The organism is Shewanella sp. 8A (assembly GCF_023475945.1).
Lineage (GTDB): Bacteria > Pseudomonadota > Gammaproteobacteria > Enterobacterales > Shewanellaceae > Shewanella > Shewanella xiamenensis.
On sequence record NZ_JAMDJP010000025.1, the window covers coordinates 54,285 to 65,156 of the forward strand.

Annotated in this window: 11 protein-coding genes; 2 read left to right on the forward strand and 9 right to left on the reverse strand. The window is 46.7% G+C overall.

All coding sequences use genetic code 11. The features are described 5' to 3' along the window. Window positions 1-13 precede the first annotated feature (13 nt). A complete protein-coding gene (locus tag M0413_RS17135; protein WP_037426528.1) occupies window positions 14-1,048 on the reverse strand; it encodes a Glu/Leu/Phe/Val dehydrogenase dimerization domain-containing protein in 1,035 nt (344 codons plus the stop codon). Between the two features lie 280 nt (window positions 1,049-1,328). Here M0413_RS17135 and M0413_RS17140 point away from each other — a divergent pair, with 280 nt between their 5' ends. Further along, the gene (locus M0413_RS17140) at window positions 1,329-1,781 is read left to right on the forward strand and encodes a DUF4826 family protein (protein WP_037419348.1); all 453 of its coding nucleotides are present in this window, start codon (window positions 1,329-1,331) and stop codon (window positions 1,779-1,781) included. A 121-nt stretch (window positions 1,782-1,902) separates the two neighbouring features. Here M0413_RS17140 and M0413_RS17145 read toward each other — a convergent pair whose 3' ends face one another. From M0413_RS17145 to M0413_RS22965, 7 genes are all read right to left on the reverse strand, one after another. Beyond that, window positions 1,903-3,042 carry a ribosomal protein uL16 3-hydroxylase gene (locus M0413_RS17145; protein ID WP_144346688.1) on the reverse strand — a complete coding sequence of 380 codons (1,140 nt, stop codon included), beginning with the start codon at window positions 3,040-3,042 and terminating at the stop codon, window positions 1,903-1,905. Window positions 3,043-3,162: 120 nt separating this feature from the next. After that, complete coding sequence (gene purB, locus M0413_RS17150; RefSeq protein ID WP_037426522.1) at window positions 3,163-4,533, reverse strand: adenylosuccinate lyase; 1,371 nt, start codon at window positions 4,531-4,533, stop codon at window positions 3,163-3,165. Between the two features lie 29 nt (window positions 4,534-4,562). Further along, the gene (gene hflD / locus M0413_RS17155) at window positions 4,563-5,180 is read right to left on the reverse strand and encodes a high frequency lysogenization protein HflD (RefSeq protein WP_037419340.1); all 618 of its coding nucleotides are present in this window, start codon (window positions 5,178-5,180) and stop codon (window positions 4,563-4,565) included. Window positions 5,181-5,183: 3 nt separating this feature from the next. Then, complete coding sequence (gene mnmA, locus M0413_RS17160; protein WP_172587300.1) at window positions 5,184-6,302, reverse strand: tRNA 2-thiouridine(34) synthase MnmA; 1,119 nt, start codon at window positions 6,300-6,302, stop codon at window positions 5,184-5,186. Window positions 6,303-6,598: 296 nt separating this feature from the next. Then, window positions 6,599-7,075 carry an NUDIX hydrolase gene (locus tag M0413_RS17165; protein WP_037426512.1) on the reverse strand — a complete coding sequence of 159 codons (477 nt, stop codon included), beginning with the start codon at window positions 7,073-7,075 and terminating at the stop codon, window positions 6,599-6,601. A gap of 56 nt (window positions 7,076-7,131) precedes the next feature. Then, window positions 7,132-7,929, reverse strand: coding sequence for an rRNA large subunit pseudouridine synthase E (locus M0413_RS17170; RefSeq protein ID WP_249555018.1), 798 nt, complete (start codon window positions 7,927-7,929; stop codon window positions 7,132-7,134). Between the two features lie 175 nt (window positions 7,930-8,104). Next, entirely contained in the window at window positions 8,105-8,227 is a 123-nt protein-coding gene (locus tag M0413_RS22965) for a hypothetical protein (RefSeq protein ID WP_283771973.1), read from the reverse strand. 52 nt (window positions 8,228-8,279) lie between these two features. On the opposite strand from M0413_RS22965, the gene M0413_RS17175 reads away from it, so the two are divergent. Next, on the forward strand, window positions 8,280-10,505 hold the full coding sequence (locus M0413_RS17175) for an NADP-dependent isocitrate dehydrogenase (protein ID WP_249555020.1): 2,226 nt from the start codon (window positions 8,280-8,282) through the stop codon (window positions 10,503-10,505). A 195-nt stretch (window positions 10,506-10,700) separates the two neighbouring features. Here M0413_RS17175 and M0413_RS17180 read toward each other — a convergent pair. Further along, window positions 10,701-10,872 (reverse strand): integrase core domain-containing protein (locus M0413_RS17180; protein WP_249555022.1); only part of this gene is annotated, 172 nt, incomplete at its 5' end.

A 10,872-nucleotide genomic window follows, 5' to 3' on the forward strand; every position in this document is an offset into this window, starting at 1 on the left:
GCCTACTGCATTATTAGGCTTTGGCCGCTTGGTAAATGGCACGGGCCATTTCGTCAGCTACTGCACCTGTCGTGCGGTTTTCAGCATCGGCCTTAGCAAAAATCTTCAGCAGCGTGTTGTAGATTTCTCTGACCTTAGCTTCTGATTTTGCTGCGTCATAATCTTTTTCAAATGACACGTTGATAATGCCGCCAGCGTTAATCACATAATCTGGCGCGTACAGAATGCCCATTTCTTTTAACTGCTCGCCATGGCGGACTTCGGCTAATTGGTTGTTGGCGCAACCCGCAACAATCTTAGCTTTGAGTTGTGGTAGAGTGACATCGTTTAGAGTTGCACCTAGTGCACATGGCGCATAGACATCCACGTCTTGGGCATAGATATCCTGTGGAGCAACAACGATGGCGCCAAAGTCGGTAGCCACTTTATCCAGTGATGCTTGGTGAATATCGGTAACAATCAGCTGTGCACCTTCTTCATGCAAATGTTTACACAGGTAGTAACCGACATGGCCAACACCTTGAACGGCGATCTTAAGGCCTTTTAAGCTGTCTAAATCGAGTTTATGTTTAACTGCAGCCTTGATCCCTAAATAGGTGCCTAATGCTGTAAATGGCGATGGATCGCCACTCTTGCCTTCAAGGCCTGCCATGTAAGGTGTTTCTTGATGGGCAATCATGATATCAGCGGTCGTGGTGCCCACGTCTTCAGCAGAATAGTAACGTCCACCGAGGCTATTGATAAAACGGCCAAAGGCACGGAAAAGGGCTTCGCGATCAGGACGCTTAGGATCGGCAATAATCACTGACTTACCACCGCCCATGGTTAAACCGGCGAGGGCATTTTTGTAAGTCATACCACGGGAGAGGCGTAATACGTCTGTCAGGGCTTCATCATCGGATTGATAATTCCACATCCGGCATCCACCCACAGCTGGACCTAAGTTGGTGTTATGGATGGCAACAATGGCTTTTAAGCCACTTTCTTTATCATGACAGAATACGACCTGTTCATGTTCATCAAAGGATACATGATTAAATACAGCCACGTGAAGTTCTCCGCTATACACAATAAAACGTCGATGGAACGACTTCCCATCGACAGCTCGTTATATTTATTGCAGAACCATAGCATTTAGCGATACTCTCAACCATGCATAATGACCGAATAAATAGATTATTTGTGGCAATCTAGCTTTCCACTTTACGTAAACGTAAGCTTAGAGATGCGAAACCAGTTTTAACTGATGATATTCTCTGACATTAGTATGATTCGCGTGCTGTCCCGAGAATGAGAGCCGCGCTATAACAATAAGATAGGACGGAAGTATGACTGAACAAGCTGTCGATCAAGCTCAACCAACAATCTCTCCTGAAGAAATGGAGAAATTGCGCCAAGAGTGGGTCAGAACACAATTCCAAAAAGCGAACCGTTTTTTAGCGGAAAAAGGGGTTATCCCCAGCAAGGTTTTAGCCGATGAGAGCCGTTATCTTGCACCTTATTTAGCGATTTGGAAGATGGAATCCAAACGTCCTACGACCAAAACCTATTGGGTGATGTCAGGCGATTTACCATCGGATTTTGTGGATGTCAAAGTGGCTAAAACGGCGCGTGATGCGGTTCGTCATTTCTCGATGATGTGGCAAATGCAGGCTGAAAATTTGATCCGTTCAGGCGCAACCAGACGTGATGCAACCCAGGCAAAATTTGCCCAGTTATTAGTCTCCCGTGCAGAGAGTTTATATCGTATGCACAATGATGAAAAACTGTGGAATAGCTAGATTTCCTTGTGTTAAGTCATAAAACCAAAGGCACTCGATTGAGTGCCTTTGTTGTTTAAGTCTGTCTCAAGCGTTGTGTTCTACGTTGAGCATACCGACGGTTTCGTTCCATATTAAAGGATTACGCTTCTTCATCACTTAAATAGTATAAACCTTGATTAATCAGTTCCAGCAACAGCTGTTGTACTTCATCATGTTCGCATAACGCCAAAGCCGTTTCGCTATCAAAGCTGACATGATCGCTTAACTGTACAAGCACTGCTTCGGGTGTATTGGGCAGATCATAGATTTCGCCATTAATGAATAAGCGCGAGTGAGCATCATTCTCTAAACGTAGTACTTTTAAACCGCCAATGCGATTTACACCAGCGCCTTGTTCAAAGGCATCTTGCAGATCGTCGATGCTATAGGCTTCTTCGCCTTCACAAATATCTAATTCGAATCGGTTTTGGCTTAGCAGTTTACCTAGCACAACCTGATAACTCGCAGGATCTTGGGCAAGCTGGCTTAACAGCGACATAATGCCGAGTTGATGATCTTGGCTAATAATGCCCGGATTTGCTGGCTCGGATGCGGAGGTAAAACGCTGTTGACCCAAATTTTTGTCGAGTAAATAGTCGGCCACTTCGCTGACTAATTCTTGCTGACTGGGTGCGCGGTAACCAATTGAATAGCTCAAGGCTAAGGTTAAGGTTTCACCGCAGTGTGGGAATCCTGGCGGAATATAAAGCATATCGCCTTTCTCTAACACCATATCAATGATGGGGTCAAAGTCTTCAACCAGAGGTGAATTAGGATTACCGCCACGACGTTGTTGTGGGGTGTTGTCACCTACGGTCCAGCGGCGCTGACCTTCGCCTTGAATAATAAACACATCGTAGTTGTCGATATGGGGACCGACACCGCCACTTGGAGTGGCAAATGACACCATCAAATCATCGAATCGCCAATCGGGGAGAAAACGAAAGGCCTCAACGAGGGGTTGTGAGTCGGGATACCAATGGTTAACCGCTTGCACCAATAATTGCCAGTGGGTTTCACCGTAATTGTCGTAATCCTCAAAGGGGCCTTGGATCACTTCCCAGTTATCTTTTTGGGTCACGACGATGCGCGAAGTGATTTCTTCTTCGCAGGCAAGGCCGGCCAGCTCATCGGCACTGATTGGATCTTCAAAGTGAGGAAAAGCGCCTTTGATGACCACAGGTTTTTGTTGCCAGTAATCCTTGAGGAACTGGGCAATATCGAGATTGAGTTTATACATAGTGTCAAAAAAGGCGACTACATCCTTAACAATGTAACCGCCTCAATCCTTATTTAGGCTAGATAATAAGCTAAGCATGTCAGCTTAGCGTTAAACGAAGCGTTAGCCGTAAACTGAACTTTAGTTAAGTTCGTCAACGAATGCTTCTGCACGGCCAATATAGTTGGCTGGCGTCATCTTCTTCAGCTCAGCCTTCACGTCTTCTGGCAGGGCTAAACCGTCGATAAATTCGGCAAGTTGTTTAGCGTCGATGCGTTTACCGCGTGTCAATTCTTTTAACTTCTCGTATGGCTTTTCAATGCCATAGCGACGCATCACGGTTTGTACTGGCTCAGCCAATACTTCCCAGTTTTGATCTAGCTCGGCACGTAAATGCTCTTCATTCACTTGTAACTTGCTGATGCCTTTTAAGGTCGCTTGGTAGGCGATCAGCGAGTGGGCGATACCCACACCTAAGTTACGCAGTACGGTGGAATCGGTTAAGTCACGTTGCCATCTTGAAACGGGCAGTTTTGCGGCTAAATGTTGCATCAACGCATTGGCAATACCTAAGTTACCCTCTGAGTTTTCAAAGTCGATAGGGTTGACCTTGTGTGGCATGGTTGATGAGCCAATTTCACCGGCAATGGTACGTTGCTTGAAGTGACCTAAGGCAATATAACCCCAAACGTCACGGTCGAAATCGAGCAGAATAGTGTTGAAACGCGCAATCGCATCAAAGAGCTCAGCAATGTAATCATGCGGTTCGATTTGAGTGGTGTATGCGTTCCAGTGCAGGCCTAAGCTCGTCACAAAACGTTCAGACAGTGCATGCCAGTTCACTTCTGGGTATGCAGATATGTGCGCGTTGTAGTTACCTACGGCGCCGTTAATTTTCCCCATGATTTCAACGGCCGCGATTTGCTTGATTTGGCGCTCTAAACGCACGGCTACGTTAGCCATTTCCTTGCCTAAGGTTGAAGGCGAGGCTGGCTGACCGTGGGTACGTGACATCAAAGGTACTGAGCGGTATTCAACGGCCAGTTTTTTGATGGCGCTGAGCAGTTCATTGCAATAAGGCAGTACCACTTGCTCGCGGGCTTCAGTTAACATTAAGCCATGGCTTAAGTTGTTGATATCTTCAGAAGTACAGGCGAAGTGAACAAATTCACCGACAGCGGCGAGTTCAGCGTTGTCTGCGATTTTTTCTTTGATAAAGTATTCAACTGCTTTCACGTCGTGGTTGGTGGTGCTTTCAATGGCTTTCACGCGAAGCGCATCTTGCTCACTGAAATTGTCTTTAATGGCATCGAGAAGCGCGATCGCTGACTCGCTTAATGGTGGCACTTCGGTGATTTCTGGGCAATCAGCGAGTAACTTTAACCAGTTGATTTCAACTTGAACACGGTACTTAGTAAGACCGAACTCGCTGAAAATCCCTCGCAATGACGCTGTTTTACTACCGTAACGGCCGTCTACCGGAGAGATAGCAGTTAGTGCGGAAAGATCCATGTGAAGCTCCTTGATGAAAACTTATTTTATTATAGGGTAAGACTTTTCTTAGCTGTGTCTAAGATGGCTTTACGGGCAAAGACTAAGTGTCGACGTTTGCCGCCTAGTTGTCGCCATAACACTGCGCTGCGCATGGCTGCAAGCAGCAAGGCGCGGATTTTTTGTTGTACTATTGGACGTTGCAGACACACTGGATTGCCTGAGATCTGAATCTTAGGTCCAAGATTACTGATAATGTCGCTATAAATACTGGCCAGATTGGCAATGACTTGTTCGTCGGTGATCGCAAAATGATGTAGCTGACGATTCACTTGATTGATGCGTTCGGCAAGCATCGCTAACCCGGTGTTTGAACGGGTTAATTTACGTTCAAGGGCTAAAATTCCCACCAGATAGCGAGTTATTTCCACATCTTTTTGACTGCTATCCCCCAGTTGATTTAACACCAATTGGTAGCCTTTGTGCAGGCCAGCCTTATCTTGGTAGACATCGGCGGGGGTTTCGGGATTAGTCACTAAAATGGTGTGTAAACTGGCAGCTAGCTCATCGGTGTCGCTTTCACCATGACGGGCTAAATACTGAACTTGTGCAATGGCCTGCAGTATTCCTGCAAAGGCCATAGTACGATCATGGAGCTGTTCGTTCACGGTTTATCCTCTGATCAGTTGATCGATAATTCCGCCACCGAGGCACACTTCGCCATCGTAAAATACCGCTGATTGGCCAGGCGTCACGGCGGCAACGGGCTCGTCAAACACCACTTTGAGGGTATTGTCATCAAGATAGGTGAGGGTGCAAGGGATATCCTGCTGGCGGTAACGGGTTTTAACCACAATTTGGCTGCCATCGGCGGGACCTTTGCGGTCGACCCAGTGTAGTTGATTGACAAACATGCCATTGGACATCAAGCGCGGATGGTGACCACCTTGGCCAACAACAAGCACGTTACGTTTGAGATCTTTATCCACCACGTACCATGGGTCATCATTGCTATTTTTCATGCCACCAATCCCCAGACCTTTACGTTGGCCTAAGGTGTGGTACATCAAACCTTGGTGCTTGCCAATGACTTCGCCTTCGGCGGTTTCGATGTTGCCAGGCTGTGCGGGTAAGTAATTACCTAAGAATTCAGTGAATTTACGTTCACCGATAAAGCAAATGCCAGTGCTGTCTTTCTTATCATGGGTAATTAATCCCATCTGTTTGGCGATCTCTCGCACTTCGTGTTTTTCGAGTTCACCCACCGGAAACAGGCTGCGTGCCACTTGTTCATGGCTTAAGGTGTATAGGAAGTAGCTTTGATCTTTATTATTGTCGACCCCGCGCAGCATTTGCGTTGTGCCATCGGCATTGTCGCGGCGGCGCACATAGTGACCCATGGCAATGTAGTCGGCATCGAGAATATCGTCGGCAAACTCTAAAAAGGCCTTAAATTTGATTTCTTTGTTGCACATGATATCGGGATTGGGGGTACGACCTGCTTTGTATTCGGCAAGAAAATACTCAAATACATTGTCCCAATATTCGGCAGCAAAGTTGACCGTGTGGAGTTTGATCCCAAGCTTATCGCAAACGGCTTGAGCATCTTTTAAATCTTCGGCGGCCGCGCAATACTCGTCGTTGTCATCTTCTTCCCAGTTCTTCATGAAAAGGCCTTCAACCTGATAGCCTTGCTGCATAAGCAAATAGGCTGAAACGGATGAATCAACACCGCCGGACATGCCGACAATGACTTTTTTACCTGTATGAGTGGGTTCGATTGATGTCATAGATCCTAAAACCATTGAGTATATGTGTTAGCGAGTCGTGGCTTGAACCGTTGTCATTAGTGCATGACTCACTTTTAAATCTGCGTTTATATTAGCTGCGTAGTTAGGGCAGGCTTATTGGTGATCCGTTTAGCATCTGAGATACATCAGCCCAACATCATTAAGCACAAGATGCATGATGCTAAAATACCCCAAATTTTTAACCCAAAAGCGCAGTTAAATGCCTTATCGAATCGCGCATTTACGCGGGGGCGTATTCTATCACGCCTTGTTGCTTGGGGCTATCTTTGACATCCCTACAGACGCTGACTATTGAGTAATTCGAGCGAATGAATTTGCCCTTGTTGCAACTGTTTGCGGTAATCGTTGAGGCAATCGAGCACTAATGGACTGCGCAGTTGATGAGCTTTAGCTGCGATCTGCTCAAAGCTCAACCAATGGGCGGCATAAATATCCGCATCCTGTGGCTTAGGTGTGAGTAGCGTATCGACTTGCACCAAAAAGGTAAAACGCACAAAAGCGAGGTCCTGATTGGCGCTAAATTGATAAATCCCGACCAATCCCTGTGGCTTGAGCTGGAGGCCTGTTTCCTCAAAGACTTCGCGCTCACAGGCTTGGATAAGACTTTCATTCGCTTCCAAATGTCCTGCTGGTTGATTAAAACGCTGCTCACCATCAATCCACTCTTCCACTAATAGATACTTATCCTCGGTAGGGGCATGGATAATACAAGCAACTGTTACATTGGGTTTATATCTTGCTTTTACTGTCACAGTGATTACCTTTGCGCAGTTAGATTAGGGATATTAGATTGCTTGTTGGCGTAAGACTATTCGGTCTTTTGAGCCACCAGTATGCATTTATGCTCACCTGTCGCTAAATCATCTAGACTCCATTGGCCTATTTTATAGCGAATAAGTCTTAAGGTCGGAAAACCAATATGGGCCGTCATCCGCCGTACTTGGCGATTGCGTCCTTCGTGGATTTGAATTTCCAGCCAAGTGGTAGGGATGTTTTTTCGCTCACGGATCGGCGGATTACGCGGCCAAACATTCGGCGTCGCCATGATGCTGACTTTAGCGGGGAGTGTCATACCATCTTTTAATTCAACCCCTTGGCGCAGTTTCGCTAAATCTGCTTCCGTAGGTTCCCCCTCGACTTGCACCCAATAGGTTTTAAAGGTTTTCTTTTTCGGTTCAGTCAGTTTGGCCTGAAGTTGACCGTCGTTGGTGAGGAGTAATAAGCCTTCACTGTCGCGATCCAATCGCCCTGCGGCATACACACCCGGAATAGGGATGTAATCCTTTAAGGTCTTGCGGCCTTGCTCATCGGTAAATTGGCATAGGACATCGAACGGCTTATTAAATAAGACGATCATCGGCTCGCCTTGGGGTTTTGTGCGTGCAGCCGAAGAGCGCTGCTGCGGACGAGGCTTGGCGCCGCTACGCTCAGCATTGTTTCGCTTGGCGTTTGGCACTTGCTGTAAACTTGGCTTGGCATTTTTGGCGAAGGTACGGGGTTTCTTGGCGCTATTGCGGTTATCCGCCGGATTGGCGCGCCCTGTAGCGGGGCGTTTGCCGCTGGCGCGTGGGCTGGATGCGGTTGCTGGCGTGCTGTTTTTGTTCATGCTGTGGCTAATAGTCACTGTAAGCTGACGACCGAACTTAAAAGTTTGAGGACGTGTATCAATAATCTGTACACAGTGTACTTGGCATTCGCCGTTAGTGGAATTTGAATATTACTGCGAATGCTCTATGATGTCGGCCTGAAAATGTGATCTACGCCTAAATGTTTGTTAGGTATTAATGAGTCGATTTACCCACGTTGGCGAACGCAAAGAGGATGTTGTCGCGGGTTTTGAGGTAGCAGAGGCGTTCACGATTGCCTCGATAGAGAATTCCGCCGTGCCAATGTTTGTTCGTCATGATATAAAATTATTATAAAAATATTAAATTTTACAATAATGTAGGATGTAACATGAAAGATAACTCACCAACAATTATTTATACCGAAACCGATGAAGCACCAGCGCTAGCAACGCTTTCTCTGTTACCTATCATCAAAACCTTTACCGATGCGGCGGGTGTTGCGGTTGAAACCCGTGATATTTCTTTATCGGGCCGTGTGATTGCAAATTTCCCTGAAAAACTGACTGACGCGCAAAAAATTGGCGATCACTTAGCTGAGCTGGGCGAATTAGCCAATCAACCTGAAGCAAACATAATCAAACTGCCAAACATCAGTGCCTCAATTCCGCAGTTAAAAGCCTGTATTTTAGAGCTGCAACAGAAAGGTTACGACATTCCAAATTATCCTGACGAGCCAAAGACTGACGAAGAAAAGTCTATCAAAGCCCGTTACGACAAGATCAAAGGCAGTGCGGTAAACCCTGTACTGCGTGAAGGTAACTCTGATCGCCGCGCGCCGCTGTCTGTGAAAAACTTCGCGAAGAAAAACCCACACTCAATGGGTAAGTGGACCAAAGAGTCTCAATCACATGTTGCTCACATGAGCGAAGGTGACTTCTACGGTAGCGAGCAGTCAGTGACTCTGGCTAACGCAGACACAGTTAACATCGTACTGTCGCAAAAAGACGGTCAAGAAGTGGTATTGAAATCTGGCCTGAAACTGCTAGCTGGTGAGATCATCGACGCGTCAGTGATGAGCAAAAAAGCCTTAGTGAGCTTCTTCGAGCGTGAAATCGCCAATGCCAAGGCCGAAAACGTGTTGTTATCACTGCACCTTAAAGCCACCATGATGAAAGTGTCTGATCCCATCATGTTCGGCCACGCAGTGAAAGTGTTCTTCAAACCCGTGTTTGATAAACATGCGTCATTATTTGCTGAGCTAGGCGTTGATGTGAACAACGGCTTTGGCGATGTATACGCCAAAATCGCTGGTTTACCCGCCGATGTCCGTGCACAGATTGAAGCGGATATCGCCGCCGTTTATGCTGAGCGCCCAGCGCTGGCGATGGTAGATTCTGATAAAGGCATCACCAACTTACACGTACCAAGCGACATCATTATCGATGCTTCTATGCCAGCTGCCATTCGTTCATCAGGCCAAATGTGGGGTCCAGATGGCAAGTTGCACGACACTAAAGCGTTGATCCCAGACCGTTGCTACGCAGGTGTGTATCAAGAAACTATCGCTTTCTGTAAAGAACACGGTGCATTCGATCCAAGCACTATGGGCAGTGTGCCAAACGTGGGCCTGATGGCGCAAAAAGCCGAAGAATACGGCAGCCACGATAAAACCTTCGAAATCCAAGCTGATGGCGTCGTTAACGTGATTGATGCCAGTGGCAAAGTGTTAATGAGCCACAACGTCGAAGCGGGCGATATTTGGAGAATGTGCCAAGTTAAAGATGCGCCGATTCGCGACTGGGTGAAATTGGCCGTACGCCGTGCACGTTTAAGCAATACTCCTGCGGTATTCTGGTTAGATGCAAATCGTGCCCACGATGCGCAATTGATTGTTAAAGTGAAGCAATATCTGCCTGAGCATGACACCAGCGGTTTAGACATCAGCATCATGTCACCAGAAGAAGCAACACGTTTCTCTTTAGCGCGCATCAAAGAAGGTAAAGATACTATTTCTGTTACTGGTAACGTACTGCGTGACTACCTGACTGACTTGTTCCCAATCCTCGAACTGGGTACCAGTGCTAAGATGCTATCTATCGTGCCATTAATGAATGGTGGCGGCCTGTTTGAAACGGGGGCGGGCGGTAGTGCGCCTAAACACGTACAACAGGTTGAAAAAGAAGGTCACTTACGTTGGGACTCTCTAGGTGAATTCCTGGCATTAGCGGCTTCTTTAGAGCATTTAAGCCAAACTGTGGGTAACCCTAAAGCGCAAGTACTGGCGGATACCTTAGATCAAGCCATTGGTCAGTTCTTAGATAGCAACAAGTCGCCATCAAGACGCGTTGGAGAGCTAGATAACCGTGGTAGCCATTTCTATCTGGCGATGTACTGGGCACAAGCATTAGCCGCTCAAACCAAAGACGAGCAGTTACAAGCTCACTTTATTCCATTAGCGCACGCTTTAAGCGCCAATGAGCAAGTGATTGTGGCTGAACTCAACAATGCGCAAGGTGCACCAGTGGATTTAGGCGGTTACTATCGTTTAGACGCCGCAAAAGCTGAAAAAGCCATGCGCCCAAGCGAGACACTGAACAAGCTATTACTTGCTTAAGCAGCATTGATACTTGTAAAGGCCTGCATTGCAGGCCTTTTTATTGCACTAAATTTAGGAGTAAGTTGTAAATTAACCAGAGCGAGTTAACGTTTCGAGATGAAAATGTATTCGCTCCGGTACACCTATGCTCACAAAATGAGACATGACGTGTAGTTATTCTACTTGTCCCGTCCTAAGATAGGTTGACAGTTTTTAGGCCAGCTCCAGTAGCTGGCCTTTTCTATTGTGCACCTGATTGGGCGTTGCCATATTTAAACTCAGATGCGGTCTCATATCGTTGTATATTGCTATCGATTCTCTAACAAGTATCTTCAGCTCCGCAAATGTCCTACATCGGTGCAGTAAAAACTCCTGCTTCAGTATG